The organism is Bacillus sp. FJAT-27986 (genome assembly GCF_001685035.1).
Taxonomy (GTDB): Bacteria; Bacillota; Bacilli; order Bacillales; family Pradoshiaceae; genus Pradoshia.
Window position 1 is genome coordinate 42,611 of record NZ_MAYV01000018.1, and the last position, 22,778, is coordinate 65,388.

The window sequence follows — 22,778 nt, forward strand, 5'->3', positions numbered from 1 at the left end:
ATCTTTTTCACTATTAGTATTTACCTGTATTGACGGTTTCAGGTCGTGTTACCGGTTCCGATAGCTTCTTGCCATCTTCCTTCAGAAGCTCACCCTCTCCATTTACCTGAATCGCCACTTTCTTTATATCTTTTTGCTCAGTAAGAGAAAGCACCAGTTCATTTAATAAATGGCCGGATACTATTTTCTCCTCCCCATCAAAGCTTGAATAAATAGATTCATTAAAATTAAGTGTAACCACGCCATCCTCTATTTTAGGTTCCTCGACTAATGCAACATCAGGTCTGAACTCCGTAACAAGCGGAGAGGAATAACCCGGACCTTTAATCAGGCTGCTGACTACGGCTTCTACATGATCATTTTCCTGATTACTGATTCTTTTTGTCACTGGTACATAATAATAGTTATCTGTTTCACCGGACATATAATAAACCGTAACAGGACGTGTATTCATAATATCGGTCGTGTCTGTATGATCGTTATTAATTCCCATTAATCTTGATGTTCCGTTTTGTATTGCTGTTTTATTAACGGGCATCTCCTTTAATGCTTGCCCTTCGATTTGCAATTTTACTTTCTCCACTTTATCAAATTGCGTTAAAGTCCAAGTCACTGACTCCAGAATTTTCGTTTCATCCTCTTTTTTATATTCCTTAAACTCTTTAGAAAAATCTACGGTGGCTACTCCATCCTTAATGTCTACACTTTTAACAGCAGTATCTGACGGCAAAACAGCTTTGAATCCATTCGGAAGCATTTGTGATACCGGGCCGTTCGTCACTAAATATTCCACCGCCTGCTTAGCTACACTTTCTGTATTTGGCAATGGAATGGTTTGTGGCACAATATATCCATTTGCATCCATTAAGTATAATTCCGTTTGAACCTTTAATGCCTCTTCATTCTTTCCTGCCTCTTCGTTGGTGTTAACACCCTCCTGATTGACAACTTCTTCTTCACCCTCTGCCTGCTCCTTCAAATAAGTAACATCCTGTGGCGGATCAATTTCTTCTTTTTTTGGTAAATCGAACAAGCCGCAGCCTGACACTAAAACAGATGATATAAGTACCGAAGCAACCAATGTTGATTTCGTTCGTAAAGGCATACACCATTCCTCCTAAGACTGTTTGTACTACATATATACGGGGCTTGGCTCATTTTATACCTTTATAGGCAGAAAAAAATTATGGATTAAAAAAACCCTTGCACAATTTTAGCGAAGTATTTTCATACTTAAAATTGTGCAAGGGTTTTTATAAGTTGCTTTACTAGTCTCCATCTACCAACTGATTAAGCGTAGCATGTTCAACCGTTTCAACTGCTTCACCAAGCCAGGCGTAAGCAATAGATTTAAACATTCTTCTGGAGCCGGTAGTATAGAAATTGTAGGTTGGCTGAGGGGTTTCCTTATTTAGCATGCCAGCATGCTCCAATAGTACACTTGCCTCTCTGGCCGTTTCTTCCCCTGATGATATAACCGTCACATAGGATCCCATATAATTTGATATAGGTTCTGTTAGCAATGGGTAATGTGTACATCCCAAAATCAATGTATCCATGCTCCTATTTTTCAAAGGCTTTAATGTTTCAGCAACAATTTTTTTAGCAATTGCACTGTTCCATTCCCCGCTTTCTACCAGAGGGACAAATTTTGGGCATGCCAAACTTTCAATGTGTACCTTTGGATGAATGCTTAATAACGCCTTATTATATGCTTTACTGCGCACTGTTCCTTCCGTACCAATAATACCGATGTTTCTTGATTTTGATACATCAATCGCTGCCCTAGCTCCCGGCTGAATAACACCCAAAACCGGAATTGGCAGGCTTGCCCTCATTTCCTCAAGTACGGCAGCCGTCGCGGTATTACAAGCTATAATTAACATTTTAATATTCTTCTTCAAAAGGAAATGAGCCATTTCCCATGTAAACTTTCGAACTTCTTCCATTGGTCTGGGCCCATATGGACATCTGGCTGTATCACCAAGATATATTAAATTTTCATTTGGAAGCTGCCTGATAAATTCTTTAAAAACCGTTAATCCGCCAACTCCCGAATCGATAAGTCCTATTGGGTTTTCTCTATCCAAATCAGATCGCCTCTATCTATCTTTTGCTTGCAGCATTTTGCTCTATTATTTAAACCGGACTGTATATCACTTTATCATTAGTTTATTTCTTTTCCAATCCATCACTTGGGCATAAAAATAGAGTAGTGATTCAAACCACATACTTTACATTTTACAATGACGTGTATAGTGATTTGATATTCGCTACTCTTCCTAATTTATGGACTCATAAAGGAATTGTCAAGAACAATGATAAATAGATCAATTGCTAGGCGAGCTTCTAAAAAGATCATTGAATGATCTTATAATTCTAATTCACCCATTCGAAGTAGTTCTACGACCGCTTGGGAACGGCCCTTTACGCCCAATTTTTGCATCGCATTAGATATGTGATTTCTCACAGTTTTCTCACTAATAAAGAGGTCCTTAGCGATATCTTTTGTTGTTTTGTCCTGTACCAATAACTCAAATACTTCTCTTTCTCTTTTTGTGAGTAAAGGTTTATGAGTGAAATCGTTCTCCTTCAACTATTGTAACCCTCCTTGCTACCAGCCATAACCTTAGGATTGGGTATATATTTAGTCACGATAGTGTATGTGACTGCTCTATAAGGAGTGACTATATTTAGATAAGAATGAACGTGTTTTTATGATTGAGGTTGCTTCTTCAATCCGTCATTAAACAATTCCTTCATCTCTTCTGTCCAAGCTACCGGCTTACCGCTTAATCTGGAAATTTGGACAACTGTTCCTCGACCGGTGAAGCAGGGAACCCCATCCTCTCGTAGACCAAGATAATGGATATCAACCGATGAATTGCCTATTTTATTTGCCTTAACTTTAATATTGAGTTTCTCATCGAAAAAAACCTGGTGGAGAAAATCACATTGAAGATCAGCTACTACAGGAATCGTTTCATGTTTGGTATCCACCCAATCCTGCATCATGCCAAGACTTTTAAAATATTCAATCCGTGCCTGTTCAAAATACGTAAAAGGCACTGTATTGTTTAAATGCCCAAACATATCTGTCTCTGAAAATCTAACTTTAATAGAATAAGAAAAAGTAAATTCTTCTTTCCACTCTTCCATGTCTTTAATATATGCAATTTTACCCATTGGGAACACACCTCTCCATAAATATGAATGACTATTCATTCATTATACAGAAAAATCGACGAAATTGTAATTATTTTACTGGTGGATAGCATGTTTTTTGGACCATGTCCTTTGCTTAGATTACAAGTGAATAAAAATAAAACTTTATTGTATGATCACAAATGTAGTACTAACCTATTTATTTATATTTCTACAAACATAACACAATCGCTAAACGGAAAAGGCCGTCTGACTATTACAGACGGCCTTTCTTACTATATTACATTTATTCACATCCATCTAAGACTATCAAAATGAAAAGACTTAGATTTTGTCACTTCCAAAGAAATTTTTGAAAGCCTGGACATTCGTGTCCCGATTTAATGCAGCAATCGAGGTTGTCAAAGGAATACCTTTCGGACAAACTTGAACACAGTTTTGGGAGTTACCACAATCCTGAATTCCTCCGTCACCCATTAACGCATTCAGACGTTCTGCTTTTTGCATTTCACCTGTTGGATGAGCGTTAAATAGACGAACCTGTGACACAGGAGCAGGTCCGATAAAATTGGACTTATCATTTACATTCGGGCAGGCCTCCAGGCAAACACCGCAAGTCATACATTTAGATAATTCATATGCCCACTGGCGTTTTTTCTCAGCCATACGAGGTCCCGGACCTAAATCGTACGTACCATCGATAGGAATCCAGGCTTTAACTTTTTTAAGTGAATCGAACATTCTGCTACGGTCTACCTGAAGGTCACGGATAACCGGGAAAGTACGCATTGGTTCCAGCACGATTGGCTGTTCATATTGATCCACTAATGCCGTACAGGATTGACGTGGCTTTCCATTAATGACCATGGAACAGGCACCGCAAACTTCTTCCAGACAGTTCATATCCCACGTAACCGGGCTTGTTTTCTTGCCTTCCTTTGTAACCGGGTTACGACGTATTTCCATTAGTGCAGAGATGACATTCATATTTGGTCGATAGGACAACTCAAATTCTTCAAAATAAGGCTCAGAGTTCGGGTTATCCTGGCGTTGGATCTTAAACAGTACTTTACTTTCTGTAGCCATAATTAATTTGCCCCCTTGCTCTTAGAGTAGTCACGTTTACGCGGCTTAATAAGTGAGACATCAATCTCTTCATAATAAATATTTGGTGCAGATTTTCCATCAACAAAGTCAGCCATTGTCGTTTTCATGAACTCTTCATCATTTCGTTCTGGGAAATCCGGTTTGTAGTGAGCACCACGGCTTTCGTCACGCTGCAGGGCACCCAATGTGATAACGCGTGCCAGTTGAAGCATATTGTATAGCTGACGTGTGAATGATGCTCCCTGGTTGCTCCATTTTGCCGTATCGTTAATATTAATGTTTTCCCATCTTTCAAGCAGCTCCTGAATCTTTTCATCTGTTTTTTGAAGCTTATCATTATAACGAACTACTGTTACATTATCGGTCATCCATTCACCCAATTCTTTATGGATGGAATAAGCATTTTCTGTTCCATTCATGGACATAATGCGATTCCATTTTTCCATTTCAGCCTTCTCATGCTGTTCGTATAAAGAATCCGGTAGGGAATCAGCGTTTCTAGCAAGTCCATTTACATAGCGTACCGCATTTGGTCCTGCAACACTTCCTCCATAAATGGCGGATAGCAGGGAGTTCGCTCCTAAACGGTTAGCTCCATGCTGTGAAAAATCACATTCACCGGCAGCAAATAATCCAGGTATTTTAGTCATTTGGTCGTTATCAATCCATAGTCCACCCATGGAATAGTGAACAGCCGGGAAGATTTTCATAGGCAATTTGCGCGGATCTTCACCAGTGAATTTTTCATAGATTTCAATAATACCGCCCAATTTAATATCAAGCTCTTTAGGATCTTTATGAGAAAGATCCAAGTAGACCATGTTCTCACCGTTGATTCCCAGCTTTTGATTCACGCACACATCAAAAATTTCACGTGTTGCGATATCACGAGGAACTAGATTTCCATAAGCAGGGTATTTCTCTTCAAGGAAGTACCAAGGCTTTCCATCTTTATAAGTCCAAATACGTCCGCCTTCTCCACGCGCAGACTCACTCATTAATCGAAGTTTATCATCCCCAGGGATTGCCGTTGGATGTATTTGAATAAATTCACCATTTGCATAGGTAGCACCCTGCTGATATACAATCGCAGCTGCTGAACCAGTGTTAATGATGGAATTCGTAGATTTACCAAAAATAATTCCAGGTCCTCCGGTTGCCATAATAACTGCATCCGCACGGAAAGATTTAATTTCCATAGAGGTTAAATTTTGTGCTACAATTCCGCGGCATATCTGTTCATCATCCAGCACCGCTCCAAGGAATTCCCAACCCTCATATTTCTGAACAAGACCCGCCACTTCATAACGACGAACCTGTTCATCCAATGCATAGAGCAATTGCTGGCCAGTAGTTGCGCCTGCAAATGCTGTTCTATGATACTGTGTACCGCCGAAACGTCTGAAGTCGAGCAATCCCTCAGGCGTACGGTTAAACATAACGCCCATACGGTCAAACATATGAATGATCGAAGGAGCCGCATCACACATTGCTTTTACCTGCGGCTGGTTAGCCAGAAAGTCACCGCCATACACGGTATCATCAAAGTGCTCCCAAGGAGAATCACCTTCACCCTTTGTATTTACCGCTCCATTAATTCCCCCTTGGGCGCAAACAGAATGGGATCTTTTAACGGGTACGACTGAAAAAAGTTCTACTTTATGTCCTACTTCAGCGATTTTGATGGTAGCCATTAAACCAGCAAGACCGCCGCCGACTACGATTATATTACCTTTACTCATAAACCGACCCTCTCCTTATTAAACTAGCAGACTCACCTGCTAAGCTATTGCAATTGTTTAAGCCATGTTGATAAACGCCAGCAGCGTGCGAATGGATATAAAAGCTAAAAATACAAAAACTCCAAGAGTTATATATGTAAATATTCTTTGGGATTTTGGTGTTACGATAAGTCCCCATCTTAAAGCAAATGACCATAACCCGTTTGCAAAGTGAAATATTGCTGAAAGTACACCTACCATATAGAAAGCAATCATAAATGGATTAGAAAAAATTTCAACCATCATATCCGCATTTGCTGTATCACCCAATGCGACCTGCACCCTCGTTTGCCATACATGCCAAACGATAAAAACTACAGTCACGATACCTGTGATTCTTTGTAAAGCAAACATCCAGTTACGGAAATAGCTGTAACTTCCCACTGAATATTTCGCCGTAAATGCAATATGAAGACCTAATACAGCATGGAAAAGGATTGGCAAATAGATGACAACAATCTCCATTAAAAGCCTAAAAGGTAAATCATGCATAAATTCAGCTGCTTTGTTGAATGCTTCAGGCCCTCTTGTCGCAAAATAATTGACCATTAAATGCTCAATCAAAAAAAGCCCGATTGGTAATACCCCTAACAACGAATGTAACCTACGTAAATTAAACTCGCGACGACTCTCCATAGTTACCCTCCCTCTGAAAATGAAAAAATAAAAGTATAGCCTTGGATAAGGACTATGCCTTAAATAATTGCAAGCAGGTCTTCAACATAGCTGCAATCATCTAACCCACCACCCATCTAAGATGCCAAAAACATTTTTCTGCAAAATTAATAGATGAATAGTATAAAAACAAAAATAATTCCACATATTCTTACAATTATGTGACGGTTTTATTGTACTCCTTTCAACCAAAATGCGTCAAGAAAACGGATACAGAGATTTCCTATTTCTACCGATAATTTGTAAATAACTGATATTTTTCTATTTCTATATATTACCTGGAAAATACTTAATAGAAAATACAACTTTACCCTTGCATCCACTCCCATATATATAGCTATAATAATGTAAGGAAAGAGGGGAAACTATGACAAAAGAAGATAAGTTAGAGTCAGTAGAAATGGCACCTGTCACTGAAAATGAGCCGTTAATACCTGCATTTGGGTATGAAATAATAAGAGAATTCCTTTTGGAAGATTTATTAGGAAAGGAAGGCCCTCAAATCCTTTATTGGGCTGGAAAGCAACTCGGAAGAAGATTTCCATTATCTAGTACAGAAGAAACCATCACGTTTTTTCATGACGCCGGTTGGGGCGACCTTACGCTGGTAAAGGAAACAAAAGATGAATTAAAGTGGGAGCTTACAGGTGAATTAATTAACCGCAGATTTTCAATCAACGAAAATACCCATTTCCAATTAGAAGCAGGTTTTCTTGCCTACCAAACAGAACATCAGAGAAAAGTAGTTTCTGAAAGCTATGAGGAACAAAAAAAACGGGCAAATAAAGTATACTTCACGGTGAAAACCGACAATAAAGATACCATTTAATGTAAATTGATTAAAAAGGGTAATTCCATATATGAATTGCCCTTTTTCTCTATGATATCTGTTTACCTTCAATAAAAAACCTGCACCATAAAATTAAAGGTGCAGGTTTACTGGTTAGTCATTTTTTTGTTCTTCATTTAGTTTATCCAATAAAGCCTTGGTGCTTGCTTCAGGGATTCCCAATTTTATAAATTCCTCTGATGTGGCTTCTTTCATCTTTTTAATCGAGCCAAAATGCTTAAGCAGTACTTTCTTTCTTTTCTCTCCTATACCAGGAACTCCATCCAGGACAGATTGGAAGCTTGATTTTCCTCTAATTTGTCGATGGAAGGTAATTGCAAATCGGTGAACCTCATCCTGTATACGCTGCAAGAGGTAAAACTCTTGGCTGGTTCTGCCCAATGGAATTATTTCTAAAGGGTTTCCGTATAGCAATACGGAGGTCTTATGTTTATCATCCTTAGCCAATCCCGCTACAGGAATCTCCATTCCGTATTCATCCTCGATTACTTCGCGAACTGCCTCAATATGTCCTTTGCCTCCATCAACTATGATTAAATCCGGCCAAGGGAGATTCTCTCGAAGTACGCGGGCATATCTCCTTCTGACGACTTCTCTCATGGAATCGTAGTCATTCGGGCCGATTACGGTTTTAATTTTATATTTCCGGTATTCCTTCCGTTCAGGTTTCCCATCAATAAATACAACCATAGCAGAGACAGGATCAACACCCTGAATATTCGAGTTATCGAAAGCCTCGATTCGATGCGGTGTATGAATCCCCATGATTTCTCCTAAGTTTTCAATTGCTTTTATCGTCCGTTCTTCGTCTCTTTCGATTAAAGAAAACTTCTCCTGTAAGGCGATTTTTGCATTTTTAACAGCAAGTTTCACCAGGTCTTTCTTTGGTCCACGTTTAGGCTGTGCCACTTTCACGTCAAGAAGTCCTTCAGCCAATTCTATATCTATATCATCAGTGAGGAGTACTTCATGTGGTTTAAAATGATTTGGCTTAGAATAAAATTGCCCCAAGAAGGTCAATAGCTCATCAGCAGGATCATCATATAAAGGGAATAACGAGACATCTCTCTCAATCAGCTTTCCTTGCCGAACAAAAAAGACTTGGACACACATCCAACCTTTATCAACTGCATATCCAAATATATCCCGGTCCGTTAAATCGCTGAATACAATTTTTTGTTTTTCCATTGTTGCTTCAATATGAGCGATTTGGTCCCTTAATTCCTTGGCCCGTTCAAAGTCCAATTCTTCTGATGCTTTATACATGTTATCCTGTAAATCTTTCTTGATATCCTTAAAACCGCCATTTAAAAACTTTGTTATTTCATCTGTAATTTGTTTATATTCATCTTCCCTGACCGTCTTTTCACATGGTGCAAGGCATTGTCCAATATGATAATACAAACATGCTTTAGCCGGTAAGGTTGTGCACTTCCTGAGCGGATACAGCCGGTCTAACAGCTTTTTAGTTTCATTGGCTGCATATACATTGGGATAGGGCCCAAAGTACTTACCTTTATCTTTTTTTACGTTTCTTGTAATGATTAATCGAGGATGCCTTTCCGAAGTGATCTTGATAAACGGAAAGCTTTTATCATCCTTCAGCATGATATTGTATTTTGGATCATATTTTTTTATTAGATTCATTTCTAATATGAGTGCCTCCATATTAGAAGAGGTTACGATATACTCAAAATCCTCAATCTCCGATACAAGGCGCTGGGTTTTCCCATCATGAGAACCAGTAAAATAAGAACGTACCCTATTTTTTAAAACTTTGGCTTTTCCCACATATATAACAACATTTTGTCGGTCCTTCATTAGATAACATCCCGGCTGATCGGGTAACAAGCTAAGCTTATCTTTTATATGTTGATTCAAAAGGGTCCCCCCTCTACTTAAAGTTTAAGTTTCTATATATTATAAACGGATTTTACAATTAAAGGAGGTTTTAATACTTTCCAAAAGAAAAAAGACTCCGGTCGTCCGAAGTCTTTTTTACGTTAAACCTTAAGAATGCTTGGAAATCAAATTAACAAGTGCTTCTTTTGGTTGGAATCCGATCACTTTATCTACTACTTCTCCATCTTTAAAAAGAACAAGTGTAGGAATGCTCATGACACCGAATTTAACAGCTGTTTCTTGATTCTCATCTACATCAAGTTTAACGATTTTAACTTTACCATCTAACTCTGCATCGATTTCTTCCAATACAGGTGCGATCATTTTACAAGGTCCACACCAAGGTGCCCAAAAATCAGCTAAAACCAAGCCTTCGCCTGTTTCAGTTACGAATGTTTGATCCGTTACATTAGAAATTGCCATGAATTTTACCTCCTAAAGCATACATTAAGTAAACTATAAGTGGAGTATACCACTGTTCTATATAGGATGGCTACTGTCCTGCTTAATTATCCTGAATTTCAAAGAAATGGGTTTGTACTAATTTTACCTTTATGTTGAAAAACAGGATGGCTTTTGCCACCCTGTTTACCCAAAATATGAACTTAAGATTTCACAAGAAGATTTTTGAACTCTTCTGTTAATAAAGGAACTACATCAAATAAATCGCCAACAATACCGTAATCAGCTACTTTAAAAATATTAGCCTCTGGGTCTTTGTTGATTGCTACAATTACTTTGGAGTTAGACATACCGGCTAAATGCTGGATTGCTCCGGAAATTCCACAAGCAATATACAGATCCGGTGTCACAACCTTACCTGTTTGGCCAATTTGCAGAGAATAATCACAGTATTCGGCGTCACATGCTCCGCGAGATGCTCCAACAGCACCACCAAGAACATTGGCCAATTCTTTTAGTGGTTCAAAGCCTTCTTCGCTTTTTACTCCCCGTCCACCGGCAACAATTACTTTAGCTTCTGACAGGTCAACTCCCTCAGTTGCTTTACGTAATACTTCCTTAATAACGGTACGTAAATCCTTGATATCTACAGATATAGTTGAAACATCCCCCGTACGGGAAGAATCATGCTCAAGCGGATCAATATTATTTGGTCGAATAGTAGCAAATACTAGTCCATCTGTTACAATTCTCTTTTCAAATGCTTTACCGGAGTAGATTGGACGTGTGAAGACGATATTTCCGCCTGCCTCTTCTACACCAATCGCATCTGAAATTAGTCCGGAACTTAATTTACCAGCAACACGCGGCGCCAGGTCTTTTCCCAATGAAGTATGGCCGAAAATAAGTCCGTCAGGAGATTCTTGATCAATCACAGCTAACAAGGCCTGAGTATAACCGTCTGATGAATACTGTTTTAGCTGTTCATTCTCAACAGCGATAACACGGTCGGCTCCATAATGAATTAATTCCATCCCAATCTCTGTAACAGACTCTCCAAGTATAACGCCTACAACTTCTCCGCCCTCAGCAACTGTCTTAGCTGCAGCGATTGCTTCAAAGGATACATTACGAAGAGAAGACTCTCTTGTTTCACCTAAAACTAAAATCTTTCTAGACATAATTTTACCTCCCGTTATTTTTCCCTTTGTGTTCGTTGCTATCTATCACTATCACCGTTTATTTAAATTAAATTACCTTTGCTTCAGTACGAAGCAGATTAACCAGTTCCTTTACTTGGTCAGGAATTTCCCCTTGTAAAACTTTACCGGCATCTTTCTTAGGAGGCAGATAAATTTCAATACTCTTTGTTTTAGCTTCTACATCATCTTCTTCAAGATCAAGGTCATCCAGTTCCAATTCCTCAAGCGGTTTTTTCTTCGCTTTCATAATCCCTGGTAAGGATGGATAACGCGGCTCGTTCAAACCTTGTTGAGCTGTAATTAATAAAGGCAGAGAAGTTTCAATAATCTCAGAATCCCCTTCAACATCTCTGGTAACGGTTACATTTTCGCCGTTAATTTCAAGTTTAGTAACAGTAGTTACATAAGGGATATCAAGTAAACCGGCTACACGCGGTCCTACCTGACCGGAACCTCCATCAATTGCCACATTCCCTCCAATAATCAAATCAACCTCTTGTTCTTTTAAATACTCAGCTAATATTTTAGAAGTTGTATATTGGTCTCCATCTTCCACATCATCTTCAATATTTATAAGAACTGCCTTATCAGCTCCCATTGCAAGTGCAGTTCTTAGCTCTTTCTCTGCATCTTCTCCGCCGACTGTCACAACAGTCACTTCGCCGCCCTGTGCATCACGCACCTGGATAGCTTCCTCCACTGCATACTCATCGTACGGGTTAATGATAAACTCAGCGCCATCTTCTTGAATACGGCCGTTTGATAATGAAATTTTCTCCTCTGTATCAAATGTCCTTTTTAGCAAAACATAGATATTCATGTATTGCCCTCCTATAGTTCGTATTAATTTTGAAGATTGAGAAAACTAAATATATATAACTCCTACTCTCTGAAGCTCCCACTCAAAGAGAAGAGGTTACTCACAAAATGATTCGCTATTGACCGCCTATTTTCCTTTAAAAATCGGCAAACGTTTTTCTAAAAATGCATGAATCCCCTCTTTAGCATCTTCAGTGACAAAGATTTTGCCAAATTGGATAGCTTCCTCATCTACTCCTTTGTAATATTGTTCATGCTTAGAGTAGTTAATAAGGTGGATGGCTTTCTCTAGTGCAATTGGACTTTTTCCTGCAATTTTACCGGCAATCTCTTTTACGGCATCCATTAACTCTTCATCCTTGAAGGATTTATTTGCAAGTCCTGCTTCAACAGCCTCCAAACCAGAAATAGGTTCAGATGTGAACATCATCTCTGCAGCTTTGGATGCTCCCACAAAACGAGTGAGCCTTTGAGTACCAGCAAAACCGGGAATAAGGCCCAGCTGCAGCTCTGGCAATCCAAGCTTAGCCCTTTCAGTTACGTATCGCAGATGGCAAGACATAGCGAGCTCAAGTCCGCCTCCCAATGCAGCGCCGTGAATGGCCGCTATGACCGGTTTTTTGAACCGTTCAATCCTTTCAAATAAATCCTGTCCTCTTTTAGAAAGAGCAGAAAAATCTCCTTCGGATGTAACTGTCGTGAATTCTTTAATATCTGCACCAGCTGAGAAAAATTTCCCCTCTCCATATAGGACAACAACCCGCACATCCTCGTTTTCTTCAATCGAATCAAACATGGCGGATAAATCTTCAAGAAGATCAGAAGCCAGTGCGTTAGCTGGTGGCCTATTTATAGAGACATAGGCCACCTGATTCTCCTCATATACACGTAATGTCTTCATTTGTATTACCCCTTTTTTGTATCATGGTTATCTCATTCAAGCACCCAATCCTTTGATTATTAAATGGTGAACTGGTTCAGCTTGCTTATTAAGATCATATTTTTGCTCGTTCATCACCCAAGTCGTAACGATTTCATCCAGCGTACCAAATACCATATGACGAGCCAGACGAACATCAAGTTTATCTTGGAATTCCCCTTGTTCAATTCCTGTAACTAAAATGGAATCAACAAGCTTTAAATATCCTTTAAGAACATCATTAATTTTATAACGTATCTCTTTATTGGATTGCCGTAATTCCAACTGTGTAACGATAGCCAAATGCTTATCCTCAGAAAGAATCTCAAAATGCTTGCGCACCAGCACCAGCATTTTTTCAGTTGCACTGGATACCCGTTCCATCTCTTCTTCAATACTGGATATGAAACTTCCCAGTTTATCCTGGAACATGGAAATCAAAATATCTTCTTTATTTTTGAAATACAAGTAAATCGTACCATCCGCTACACCCGCCTGCTTTGCTATCTTGGAGACTTGTGCTTGATGGTAGCCGTTTTCTGCAATAACAATCACGGCTGCATCAATAATCTGTTTGTATTTTGGGCGGTCTTTTTTCATTATCATTCTTCCTCCTCTAAAAATGAATGAATAGTCATTCATAATTTCATATTAGAGGGGAAAAATAATAAAGTCAAGCTAAATCCCTTTTCAATCAAATGGTTTTGCGAAGAGCTTTCTTCAGAATCGATTAAGCCTCTCTTTTATCAATTGTTTGTTGTTTTTGTTTCTCTTCATCAACCAATACACGTCGTAGAATTTTACCAATCGCGGTTTTCGGAAGCTCATCGCGGAATTCATATAGACGAGGTACTTTAAAGGCAGCCAAATGCTTACGGCAAAATTCATTTAATTCCTGCTCGGTCACTTTTGCTTGATCTTTCAATACTACATACGCTTTAACGGTTTCTCCGCGATATGGATCAGGCACACCCGCCACCACGGCTTCCTGAACAGCCTCATGCTCATATAATACCTCTTCAATTTCCCTCGGATAAATATTGAACCCGCCTGCAATAATGATATCTTTTTTACGATCCACGATGTAGAAGTATCCTTCTTCATCCATATAGCCCATATCTCCCGTTAATAACCATTCACCAGAGAAAGCGTTTTCTGTTTCCTCTGGACGATTCCAATATCCCCTCATAACTTGGGGGCCCTTTATTGCCAGTTCACCGACCTCACCTGGAGGTAACGGCTCTAAGGTTTCAGAGGATAGAATTGCTGCTTCCGTACTTGGCCATGGTAAACCAATACTTCCCTTCACACGCTTGTCACTCCATAAAAGATTAGCATGAGTTACGGGTGATGTTTCTGTCAAACCGTAGCCCTCAACCAATTTACCTCCAGTGAGTTTTTCAAATTTCTCCTGAACTTCCACTGGGAGTGCTGCTGAACCACTTATACAGGCATCAATGGATGATAAATCATACTTCGAAATATCCGGATGATTTAATAAGCCAATATACATGGTAGGAGCTCCTGGAAATAGAGTTGGCTTCTGTTTCTGTATAGTCTTCAAGGTCGTAACGGCATCAAACTTTGGCAATATAATCATCTCATGGCCCTTCATGATAGAAAGGATAAGAACGGTAGTCATCCCATAGACATGGAAAAAAGGCAATATTGCGAGGACTTTTTCTTCTGCTTCTTTATATTTATAGAGCCAGGCATCACACATTTTTGTATTGGCTACCAGGTTATTATGTGTCAGCATAACTCCCTTAGGAAAACCAGTTGTTCCACCGGTATATTGCAGTAAGGCAAGATCTTCTTCCGGGTTGCCTTCATACTCGACCTCGGTTTTCGGTGATGTTTTTAGGATTTCAGACATGAGATGATGATTGCCTTTATGCTCAACATTGACGACAATGCCATATTGCTTTTTCTGGATAAATGGATAAATTAAGTTCTTTGGAAAAGGTAAAAAATCTTTGATGGGAGCAACGATGATATGCTGTAAATCTGTTTTTTTCATGACACTCATGACACGGGGGAACAAAATATCTAAAGTCAGGATAACTTTGGCACCTGAATCCTGCATTTGGTATTCGATTTCTCTTTCCATATACAGAGGGTTCGTTTGAACCACTATAGCACCTGCTATCAATGATCCATAATAACCAATGACTCCCTGCGGCGAATTTGGTAGCATGATAGCTACTCGGTCACCTTTTTCAACGCCTAGCTTTTTCAAATAATGGGCAAATTGCAATGCATACTCATACAGTTTCTTGTACGTAATTGATGTTCCCATAAAATGAATGGCGTTTTTAGTTGGGTATTTGTAAGCAGACTGTTTTAAATAATCCTGTATTAAATTATGTCCATACTCGATGCTTTTCGGGATTTCTTCTGGATAATGCTTAAACCATGGTTTTTCTTCTAACAATGTAAAAACCTCCCTTAAAAAGCTATTTCTCCTAGTTAATTATAGTATAATGAATTTTATGTGACAATATTTTACTAATATTCTGTTAACTTTATTTGAATTATCTAGTTCTTAACTCCTAAAGAATGATTTTGGAAGTCCTGAATATCCAATAATCACTTTTTTGCTTTCAATGTGTACTTAACTTGCCGGCAGGATATAAAAAAGAGCCTAAACAGCGGGACCCCCCACCATTTAAACTCTTTCACTCACGCACTCACGCGTAGAAGGCCATATATATGATCCCGACAATGATAAATAAAGCAGATACCACCAACAAAATCTTCCCCAGTGTTTCCATGGTCTCCTCCTGTGTTCTCCCTTATTTCAATTCAACAATCGTCACGCCAATTCCACCTTCAGAAGCTTCCCCAAACCTCATTGATTTGACTGAACGATGATTCTTCAAATACTCTCTGACTCCTTGTCTCAGTGCCCCTGTTCCTTTCCCATGAATGATGGAAACACGCGGATAACCGGCAAGCAAGGCATCATCAATATATTTCTCCACTCTAGACAATGCATTTTCGTAACGCTCACCACGGAGATCAAGCTCTAGATTAACATGAAAATTTTTACCTTTAATCTTGGTGATCGTTTTCGTCTCGACTGGCTTTGGACTTTTCTTAAATTCGAGATCTTTCTCATCCACTTTCATTTTCATGATTCCCATTTGAACATTCCACTCATGATCGGATATCTTTTCTATTAATTGACCAATTTGTCCCCAAGTGAGAACCTTAACTTCATCGCCAGGCTTAAGCGTCCTTTTGGCTGACGATACAGCGGCTTTTCTTATTTTTTTGGATTCCTCAGGTTTTGCTTCATTAAGCCTTCTCTTCGCCTCTATCAATTCATGCTCTTTGACTTCAGCACTCTTTTCGATTCGCATCTGTCTCAGCTCACGGATAATTTCCTCCGCTTCTTTTTGAGCCTTTTCTACGAGTTGCCTTGCTTCCTGCTTGGCTTTTTCGATTAGCGTATCTTTTTTATCCTCGTACTCCATTAATTGTTTTTGTAAATCTTGATGAAGGATTTCAGCATCCCTCAAATATTCTTCCGCTTCCTGCCAGTCTTTTTCAGCTTCCTTTCGTGAAGTTTCCAAAGATGCAATCATGTTTTCAACCTTATTGGAATCGGCTCCAATCATTCCACGAGCGTTGCGAATAATCCGTTCAGTTAAACCCAGCTTCGTAGAGATTTCGAACGCATTACTTCGACCAGGCACACCGATAAGCAGTCGATAGGTTGGACTGAGCGTTTCTACATCAAATTCCACACTTGCATTCATGACGCCTTCTTTATTATATCCATAGGCTTTCAGCTCAGGATAATGGGTTGTAGCAATAACCTTAGCTCCACGTGAATGTGCTTCATCCAGAATTGAAATCGCTAGTGCCGCTCCTTCCTGAGGATCTGTTCCAGCTCCAAGCTCATCAAATAATACGAGTGATTCAAAGTCCAAGGTTTCTAGGATTTCCACTATATTCACCATATGAGATGAAAATGTACTCAAGCTTTGCTCAATCGATTGTTCGTCACCGATATCTGCATATACAGATTTAAAAACTGCTAATTCTGATCCATCCATTGCCGGTACCTGCAAACCTGCCATAGCCATTAATGTACAAAGACCGACCGTTTTTAATGTGACGGTTTTACCGCCTGTATTCGGTCCTGTAATGACCATCGTCCCATAGGTCTCTCCAAGAATGATGTCGTTGGCAACAACCTCTTCTTTTGGAATGAGCGGATGTCTTGCCTTCTTAAGCTTAATGATTCCCTGATTATTCATAATCGGCATGGATGCATGAATAGCTTTTGCATATTTTGCTTTTGCAAAGGCAAAATCGAGCTTAGCCAAAATAGAGACATTCAGTAGAATATCATCTGCATACTCGCCTACAGCATTGGAAAGTGCTGTTAGTATACGTTCTACTTCCCTACTTTCTTTTACGCGAATATCCTGTAATGTATTATTCAATTGAACAATAGACTGCGGCTCAATAAACAAGGTTTGCCCTGATGCAGATTGATCATGGATAATACCGCCATAATGATTTCTATATTCCTGCTTTACAGGTATGACAAAACGATCATTCCGAATCGTCACAATCGTATCTGATAACATTTTGGCGGCATTGCTTGAACGAATCATACTTTCAAGCTTTTCTCTAACTCTTGCTTCATTCGTGCGCAATTGCTGACGCAACGTCCGGAGCGTATCACTGGCAGAGTCCAGAACCTCACCATGGTCCCCAATTGCCATATTGATGTCTTTTTCCAGATCACTCAGATTCACTAATTGGTCTTTATATTCATAGAGAATAGGAAGTTCGATTTCATTTTCCTGCATATTCTCCAAAAATCTGCGTAGAGTCCGTCCTGCTCTCAGTGTACTTGATGTTTCCATCAATTCAACAGGACTGAGAACACCACCAATCCGAGCTCGTTTTATATGGGAGCGAATATCAAATATCCCTCCAAGAGGCACATTGCCCTTTAAGCGATATACGGTTGCAGCCTCGTCTGTTTCATATTGAGTACGTTTAACCTCTTCCAAATCGGTATTGGGCATTAACTGTTCACTTAGGCTTTTTCCCAGACTGGAAGAAGCATGTTTTTGCAATTGTGCAATGATTTTTGTAAACTCGAGTGTTTTTAATACTTTGTCTTGCATGGAGAAAAATCCTCCTTACTTTTTCTGTTAGTCTCTATTGAGGAAAGCCAAAAAATCGTCCTCATTTTGGGCGTTTAATACAGTCTCTTTCTTGATCCAGCCACGCTTGGCGTTTGACACACCTACGTCCATATTCTCCAGCATATCAATGCTGTGAGCATCTGTATTAATAACGATTTTAACTCCTGCATCCTGAGCTTTTTTAACATTTTCCGCTGCTAAATCGAGACGATTTGGATTGGCATTCAACTCTAATACCGTATCAGTTTCTTTTGCAAGCTGAATCAATAAATCCATATCCACTGCGTAACCGTCTCTTCGCCCAATAACCCGCCCAGTTGGATGTGCGATAATATCGACATGTTTATTGGTCAATGCTGTTTTCAAACGCTCCATAATCACTTCCTGCGGTTGTGAGAAAGAGGAGTGAATAGAAGCAATAACAAGATCTAATTGTTCTAGAATTTCATCATCAAAATCAAGTGTACCATCCGGAAGGATGTCCATTTCGATACCGGACAGGATCATGATGTCATCATATTCCTTATTTAACTTCCTGATTTCTTCTTTCTGTTTTAAAACTCTTTCAGGTGTCAGTCCGTTTGCCACTTTTAAATATTGAGAATGATCGGTTATGGCCATATAGCGATACCCCTTGGCACGGCAAGCTTCTACCATCTCTTTTAACGTATGGGAGCCGTCACTCCAGGTTGTATGCATATGAAGATCACCTTTAATATCCTCCAAGGAAATTAAACCGTAATCAGCTTGATATTTATCGATTTCAGTACCATCCTGCCTAATTTCCGGTGGAATATACGGCAGACCAAAATGGCTATATAGGTCTTCTTCGCTCTCAAATGTTTTGACTTCACCAGTTTCTAAATTTTCAACGCCATATTCACTAACCTTTTCACCGCGATCCTTAGCCAATTGGCGTAAACGGACATTATGGTCCTTAGATCCAGTAAAATAGTGTAAAGCCGTTGCAAACTCAGCTGGCTTTACCATCCTGAAATCTACTGCTATTTCATAATCATAGGCTAAAGCAAGAGATACTTTTGTATCACCGGCTGCAACGATATGATCAATATTGGTTAACCCTAAGATTTGTTCTTTGACACTCAAGGGATTGTCAGTAGCTATGATGAAATCAAGGTCTTTTATCGTTTCACGTCCGCGCCTTACACTGCCAGCTCTTGAAAAGCGAATAACATCTTCCATTGCCTGCAGTTTTGCCTCAATGTCTTCCACAATCGGCAGCATAACAGCAAGAGGCAGACGATCCGGTTTTGTTCCCATTGCTTTGATGGCATCAAGTATGTTTTCTTCAGACTTTTTGCCAAAGCCGGCAAGTTTACTGACTTTCCCTTCTTCACACGCTTTCTGCAGCTCTTCCGCATTCGTAATAGCTAACTCTTTATATAGCTTGGCAATCTTTTTCCCACCGAGTCCTTGTAAGCGAAGAAGAGGAATTAACCCCTTCGGCACTTCCTCCTGCAATTCTTTAAGGACCTCTGATGATTCCGTTTCGATATATTCATTTATGACAGCTGCCGTTCCTTTGCCGATCCCGCTCAGCTTGGTGAAATCATCAATCTCCGACAGGCTGCGTTCATCTACTTCAAGTGCCTGTGCAGCTTTGCGAAAGGCAGAAACCTTAAATTGATTTTCTCCCTTTAATTCCATATATATTGCTATTGTTTCCAATAGTTTAATGACATCTTTTTTGTTTACGCTCATTCCGGCCACCTACCCGTCCTATTTCATTTATTAGATACCTTTATCCTTCATTATATACAAGCTCAATCGGATACTAAAAAAGAATGACTTCCCTATTGGAAGAGGAAGTCATGAAAATGGATGGAACCACAAATTTGTCACCCAATCAGATAAAAATGGGGTGTTCATAATGATTGTTTTCGCTAAGGATGAGTTATGTATCATTTCCTGCAGTGACTCAATGGGTAGCATAGCACCAATAAATAGGATAATAAACATACCCAAATACATTTCTACAAATCCTAAAGCCCCGCCAGCCAATTGATTAAACTGCTTCAAAAGGGGCAGCTGAGCAAGAAAGTCCAGCATGGACCCAATAATTTGCAGGACAATTTTTACGCCAACAAAAATAATAAAGAATGCAATTGCATTGTAAAAAGCAGAATCCAAATCTGTAATATTAAACAGCATATTAAGACTTGAGTCAGTATCCGCTGATGACGGAAAAGGAACCCACATTTCAAGCTTAGGACCGAGGTCTTTATAAAATAATTTAGCTACAATCAAGGCAATAATAAAACTTAATAAGTGTACAAGCTGCAAGATTAAGCCTCTTCTTAAACCTATTAAAAATCCTATGAGTAAAGCTACTAATATGAATAGTGTAACCATAATATCCTCATTTCTTCTGTTGATTTATTTCTATTTCCAAGGCTTCTATCTTTTCTAACAATTTATAGTATTCATGCATCGTATTAACTGCAGTTAATACAGCTAATTTAGTCGTATCCAGACTCGGGTTTTTTTGACCAATTTCGCGCATTTTATCATCCACCGAGTGGGCAACTTGTCGTAAATGAGAAGTTGATTCATCGCCTACAATGGTGTATTGTTGTCCATATATCTCAACGTTTATCCTGTTTTTATCAGACAAGGCGGTTGCCTCCAATCATAAAAATCCTGTCTACTATCATAACATGAAAACCAATTTCTTGGTATTCCTAGATAAAAACTACTATCAATCGTAAAATATCATATACACAAATTTCCGTCCTATCAACAAGAGGACGGAAATTTGGCGTAAAGAGGAGTAGAGTAGAAAAATGGCGAATACTGTTATTACAGTAACAAAAGAAACGATTCTTAAAATGAAATCCTATTACTTGAATTCTTTATTGCCTAAAACACCACCCGGAGCTGTTTTCTCAGCGAAAATGAATGGGATGACGATTACGGCCTATAATTCTGGAAAAGTATTGTTCCAGGGAGCCGTCTCAGATGCAGAAGTTCAAAAATGGAGTAGCGGATCAGCCAATGCTGCTGCCCCTCAAAAAAAATCACCAATTAAAAAAAGAAGTGTATCAGACCATATCTACCGTCCTCCTCATACAATCAATGAGTTGAGTATCATTGGTACAGATGAAGCGGGAACGGGCGATTACTTCGGACCCATAACAGTTGCGGCAGCCTATGTCAGCAAGGAACATATTCGGGAACTTGAAAATATGGGCATACGGGACTCTAAAACGATTCGCGATCCGCAAATATTAATTCTTGGCAAAAAGATTACAGCAATGATCCCGTATAGTCTGCTTGTCCTGAAAAACGAAAAATACAATAGTGTTCAGCAAAAAGGAATGAGCCAGGGTAAAATGAAAGCCATGCTGCATGAACAAGCTATTCATCATTTGCTGGCCAAATTGGAAGGAACCAAGCCAGATGGTATTCTCATAGACCAATTTTGTGAACCCGATATTTATTTTCGCCATACCGCCACGAGCGGAAATCGTGAAGTTCCCTTGTATTTCAGCACAAAAGCTGAAAGTATATCCACAGCTGTGGCAGCCGCTTCTGTTATTGCCCGCTACGCTTTCTTAAAACATATGGATCTACTCAGTGAACAGGCAGGGATGACGATTCCTAAAGGCGCCAGTTCAAAAGTGGATGAAGCTGCCGCTGTCTTTATCGCTAACAAAGGAGAAAGTAAATTAAACGCCTTTGCCAAGCTTCACTTCGCCAATACAGAAAAGGCACGCAAGCTCGTAAAACGAATTGGATTATAATCAAGCACTCAGCTTGGGAGCTGATCTGCACCCCAATTGTTAGACACACGGTCTAACAATTGGGGAGATCACATCTGGTCTGAGTGTTTTTATTATGGAGTAAAGTTGTTTTCAACAAGATTCTCCATTTAACAGGGCCTCGTAGGTTGTATTTACGGGAATCAAGCCGACTTTATTCAAAATCCGGCCGAACTTAGAAGGAATTCAGCCAATCTTGGTAATAATCCAGCCGAGTTTGATTGGAATCCAGCCAAACTACCCCTAAATCCAGCCGCTATCCTCAGCCAATTAAAATGATGTTTAAATGCAATGAAAAACTTACCAGTTTACCGCATTTTCTGAGGGGAATAAAATAATCGGAATTTTTTCAAAGAGATGAGGTAAAACGAGAATGGAAAATGTTGTGTTAAGTTTTTTCAAGGTTGAAAGCGAAGCATATCAGGCTTTATCTGAGCTAAAAAGAACTCATACATCCCAGAAAGATTTCGTCCTCTCACAAGTAGTTTTACTAAAAAAAGTTGATGGGGAGATTATCACAAAGGATAGCTTCAACACTGGCAGTCAAACAAGTGATGACACTTTATTAGGCGGACTTATTGGAGGAGCTCTCGGGTTACTTGGCGGTCCGATAGGTATCCTTTTAGGAATGGGGATAGGTGCCGGCTTCGGTTCCTTATTAGATATGAATGATGCCAAGGAAGAGGACGGTATGCTTTATACGGTTTCTACAAGAATGAAAGACGGAGATATAGCCCTTATAGCTGTTATACAAGAAGAAACAGAAACATCCTATAATGAGATCATTAATCAATTTAATACAGTAATCGTTAGATACCGTGCCAGCGTTATTCAGGAAGAACTAGACCATGCGCGTAAGATACAAAAGGAATTAGAACACGAAGCAAAAGCCAGAATGAAAGAACAGCGCTCAAAAGAAAGACGAGAAAAAATCGACGAATATAGTACGAAATTAAGAGAAGAATTCAAACAGATTAAAGAGAAATTATCATAAACCAAC

21 protein-coding genes are annotated in these 22,778 nt (G+C 39.3%); 3 read left to right on the forward strand and 18 right to left on the reverse strand.

What is annotated here, in order from left to right; translation table 11 throughout:
* Nucleotides 1–13: 13 nt before the first annotated feature.
* The 7 genes from A8L44_RS16010 to A8L44_RS16040 all read right to left on the reverse strand — a co-directional run bounded on the left by A8L44_RS16010 (nucleotide 14) and on the right by A8L44_RS16040 (nucleotide 6,689).
* Nucleotides 14–1,105, reverse strand: a complete 1,092-nt coding sequence (locus A8L44_RS16010) for a GerMN domain-containing protein (protein ID WP_066108713.1) — start codon at nucleotides 1,103–1,105, stop codon at nucleotides 14–16.
* 163 nt (nucleotides 1,106–1,268) lie between these two features.
* Complete coding sequence (racE, locus tag A8L44_RS16015) at nucleotides 1,269–2,090, reverse strand: glutamate racemase (RefSeq protein WP_066108716.1); 822 nt, start codon at nucleotides 2,088–2,090, stop codon at nucleotides 1,269–1,271.
* Nucleotides 2,091–2,371: 281 nt separating this feature from the next.
* The gene (locus A8L44_RS16020) at nucleotides 2,372–2,596 is read right to left on the reverse strand and encodes a helix-turn-helix domain-containing protein (protein WP_066108719.1); all 225 of its coding nucleotides are present in this window, start codon (nucleotides 2,594–2,596) and stop codon (nucleotides 2,372–2,374) included.
* 119 nt (nucleotides 2,597–2,715) lie between these two features.
* Nucleotides 2,716–3,186, reverse strand: coding sequence for an acyl-CoA thioesterase (locus A8L44_RS16025; protein ID WP_066108722.1), 471 nt, complete (start codon nucleotides 3,184–3,186; stop codon nucleotides 2,716–2,718).
* A gap of 303 nt (nucleotides 3,187–3,489) precedes the next feature.
* Nucleotides 3,490–4,251 carry a succinate dehydrogenase iron-sulfur subunit gene (gene sdhB / locus A8L44_RS16030; RefSeq protein ID WP_066108725.1) on the reverse strand — a complete coding sequence of 254 codons (762 nt, stop codon included), beginning with the start codon at nucleotides 4,249–4,251 and terminating at the stop codon, nucleotides 3,490–3,492.
* Nucleotides 4,252–4,253: 2 nt separating this feature from the next.
* Nucleotides 4,254–6,014: a succinate dehydrogenase flavoprotein subunit gene (sdhA, locus tag A8L44_RS16035; RefSeq protein ID WP_066108728.1), complete on the reverse strand. Its 1,761-nt coding sequence runs from the start codon at nucleotides 6,012–6,014 to the stop codon at nucleotides 4,254–4,256.
* Between the two features lie 57 nt (nucleotides 6,015–6,071).
* Nucleotides 6,072–6,689, reverse strand: coding sequence for a succinate dehydrogenase cytochrome b558 subunit (locus A8L44_RS16040; RefSeq protein ID WP_066108731.1), 618 nt, complete (start codon nucleotides 6,687–6,689; stop codon nucleotides 6,072–6,074).
* Nucleotides 6,690–7,095: 406 nt separating this feature from the next.
* Between A8L44_RS16040 and A8L44_RS16045 the strand changes: the two genes are divergently transcribed.
* Entirely contained in the window at nucleotides 7,096–7,557 is a 462-nt protein-coding gene (locus tag A8L44_RS16045; protein ID WP_066108735.1) for a YslB family protein, read from the forward strand.
* 114 nt (nucleotides 7,558–7,671) lie between these two features.
* On the opposite strand, the gene uvrC is transcribed toward A8L44_RS16045, so the two are convergent.
* From uvrC to zapA, 11 genes are all read right to left on the reverse strand, one after another.
* Nucleotides 7,672–9,459 carry an excinuclease ABC subunit UvrC gene (gene uvrC / locus A8L44_RS16050; protein ID WP_066108740.1) on the reverse strand — a complete coding sequence of 596 codons (1,788 nt, stop codon included), beginning with the start codon at nucleotides 9,457–9,459 and terminating at the stop codon, nucleotides 7,672–7,674.
* 129 nt (nucleotides 9,460–9,588) lie between these two features.
* On the reverse strand, nucleotides 9,589–9,903 hold the full coding sequence (gene trxA / locus A8L44_RS16055; RefSeq protein ID WP_066108745.1) for a thioredoxin: 315 nt from the start codon (nucleotides 9,901–9,903) through the stop codon (nucleotides 9,589–9,591).
* Between the two features lie 182 nt (nucleotides 9,904–10,085).
* The gene (locus A8L44_RS16060; RefSeq protein ID WP_066108748.1) at nucleotides 10,086–11,063 is read right to left on the reverse strand and encodes an electron transfer flavoprotein subunit alpha/FixB family protein; all 978 of its coding nucleotides are present in this window, start codon (nucleotides 11,061–11,063) and stop codon (nucleotides 10,086–10,088) included.
* A 67-nt stretch (nucleotides 11,064–11,130) separates the two neighbouring features.
* Nucleotides 11,131–11,904 carry an electron transfer flavoprotein subunit beta/FixA family protein gene (locus tag A8L44_RS16065; protein WP_066108751.1) on the reverse strand — a complete coding sequence of 258 codons (774 nt, stop codon included), beginning with the start codon at nucleotides 11,902–11,904 and terminating at the stop codon, nucleotides 11,131–11,133.
* A gap of 126 nt (nucleotides 11,905–12,030) precedes the next feature.
* The gene (locus tag A8L44_RS16070) at nucleotides 12,031–12,804 is read right to left on the reverse strand and encodes an enoyl-CoA hydratase (protein ID WP_066108757.1); all 774 of its coding nucleotides are present in this window, start codon (nucleotides 12,802–12,804) and stop codon (nucleotides 12,031–12,033) included.
* Nucleotides 12,805–12,840: 36 nt separating this feature from the next.
* Nucleotides 12,841–13,422 carry a TetR/AcrR family transcriptional regulator gene (locus A8L44_RS16075; RefSeq protein ID WP_066108759.1) on the reverse strand — a complete coding sequence of 194 codons (582 nt, stop codon included), beginning with the start codon at nucleotides 13,420–13,422 and terminating at the stop codon, nucleotides 12,841–12,843.
* Nucleotides 13,423–13,552: 130 nt separating this feature from the next.
* Nucleotides 13,553–15,256 carry a long-chain-fatty-acid--CoA ligase gene (locus A8L44_RS16080; protein WP_066108762.1) on the reverse strand — a complete coding sequence of 568 codons (1,704 nt, stop codon included), beginning with the start codon at nucleotides 15,254–15,256 and terminating at the stop codon, nucleotides 13,553–13,555.
* A gap of 361 nt (nucleotides 15,257–15,617) precedes the next feature.
* Nucleotides 15,618–17,975 carry an endonuclease MutS2 gene (locus A8L44_RS16085; RefSeq protein WP_066108767.1) on the reverse strand — a complete coding sequence of 786 codons (2,358 nt, stop codon included), beginning with the start codon at nucleotides 17,973–17,975 and terminating at the stop codon, nucleotides 15,618–15,620.
* Between the two features lie 27 nt (nucleotides 17,976–18,002).
* On the reverse strand, nucleotides 18,003–19,718 hold the full coding sequence (gene polX, locus A8L44_RS16090) for a DNA polymerase/3'-5' exonuclease PolX (protein ID WP_066108769.1): 1,716 nt from the start codon (nucleotides 19,716–19,718) through the stop codon (nucleotides 18,003–18,005).
* Between the two features lie 108 nt (nucleotides 19,719–19,826).
* Nucleotides 19,827–20,369, reverse strand: coding sequence for a CvpA family protein (locus A8L44_RS16095; protein WP_066108772.1), 543 nt, complete (start codon nucleotides 20,367–20,369; stop codon nucleotides 19,827–19,829).
* 7 nt (nucleotides 20,370–20,376) lie between these two features.
* The gene (zapA, locus tag A8L44_RS16100; RefSeq protein ID WP_373925507.1) at nucleotides 20,377–20,646 is read right to left on the reverse strand and encodes a cell division protein ZapA; all 270 of its coding nucleotides are present in this window, start codon (nucleotides 20,644–20,646) and stop codon (nucleotides 20,377–20,379) included.
* Between the two features lie 154 nt (nucleotides 20,647–20,800).
* Here zapA and rnhC point away from each other — a divergent pair, with 154 nt between their 5' ends.
* Both rnhC and A8L44_RS16110 read left to right on the forward strand, forming a co-directional pair.
* Complete coding sequence (gene rnhC, locus A8L44_RS16105) at nucleotides 20,801–21,760, forward strand: ribonuclease HIII (RefSeq protein WP_066108774.1); 960 nt, start codon at nucleotides 20,801–20,803, stop codon at nucleotides 21,758–21,760.
* A 391-nt stretch (nucleotides 21,761–22,151) separates the two neighbouring features.
* On the forward strand, nucleotides 22,152–22,772 hold the full coding sequence (locus A8L44_RS16110) for a DUF1269 domain-containing protein (RefSeq protein ID WP_066108777.1): 621 nt from the start codon (nucleotides 22,152–22,154) through the stop codon (nucleotides 22,770–22,772).
* Nucleotides 22,773–22,778: the final 6 nt, after the last annotated feature.

Coding starts and splice junctions, on each gene's coding strand:
- trxA (WP_066108745.1), bottom strand. CDS start 9,903: ATGGCAATTTCTAATGTAACGGATCAAACATTCGTAACTGAAACAGGC.
- A8L44_RS16110 (WP_066108777.1), top strand. CDS start 22,152: ATGGAAAATGTTGTGTTAAGTTTTTTCAAGGTTGAAAGCGAAGCATAT.
- sdhB (WP_066108725.1), bottom strand. CDS start 4,251: ATGGCTACAGAAAGTAAAGTACTGTTTAAGATCCAACGCCAGGATAAC.
- A8L44_RS16040 (WP_066108731.1), bottom strand. CDS start 6,689: ATGGAGAGTCGTCGCGAGTTTAATTTACGTAGGTTACATTCGTTGTTA.
- A8L44_RS16060 (WP_066108748.1), bottom strand. CDS start 11,063: ATGTCTAGAAAGATTTTAGTTTTAGGTGAAACAAGAGAGTCTTCTCTT.
- A8L44_RS16025 (WP_066108722.1), bottom strand. CDS start 3,186: ATGGGTAAAATTGCATATATTAAAGACATGGAAGAGTGGAAAGAAGAA.
- A8L44_RS16075 (WP_066108759.1), bottom strand. CDS start 13,422: ATGAAAAAAGACCGCCCAAAATACAAACAGATTATTGATGCAGCCGTG.
- A8L44_RS16085 (WP_066108767.1), bottom strand. CDS start 17,975: ATGCAAGACAAAGTATTAAAAACACTCGAGTTTACAAAAATCATTGCA.
- A8L44_RS16065 (WP_066108751.1), bottom strand. CDS start 11,904: ATGAATATCTATGTTTTGCTAAAAAGGACATTTGATACAGAGGAGAAA.
- sdhA (WP_066108728.1), bottom strand. CDS start 6,014: ATGAGTAAAGGTAATATAATCGTAGTCGGCGGCGGTCTTGCTGGTTTA.
- rnhC (WP_066108774.1), top strand. CDS start 20,801: ATGGCGAATACTGTTATTACAGTAACAAAAGAAACGATTCTTAAAATG.
- A8L44_RS16045 (WP_066108735.1), top strand. CDS start 7,096: ATGACAAAAGAAGATAAGTTAGAGTCAGTAGAAATGGCACCTGTCACT.
- A8L44_RS16010 (WP_066108713.1), bottom strand. CDS start 1,105: ATGCCTTTACGAACGAAATCAACATTGGTTGCTTCGGTACTTATATCA.
- A8L44_RS16070 (WP_066108757.1), bottom strand. CDS start 12,804: ATGAAGACATTACGTGTATATGAGGAGAATCAGGTGGCCTATGTCTCT.
- polX (WP_066108769.1), bottom strand. CDS start 19,718: ATGAGCGTAAACAAAAAAGATGTCATTAAACTATTGGAAACAATAGCA.
- A8L44_RS16095 (WP_066108772.1), bottom strand. CDS start 20,369: ATGGTTACACTATTCATATTAGTAGCTTTACTCATAGGATTTTTAATA.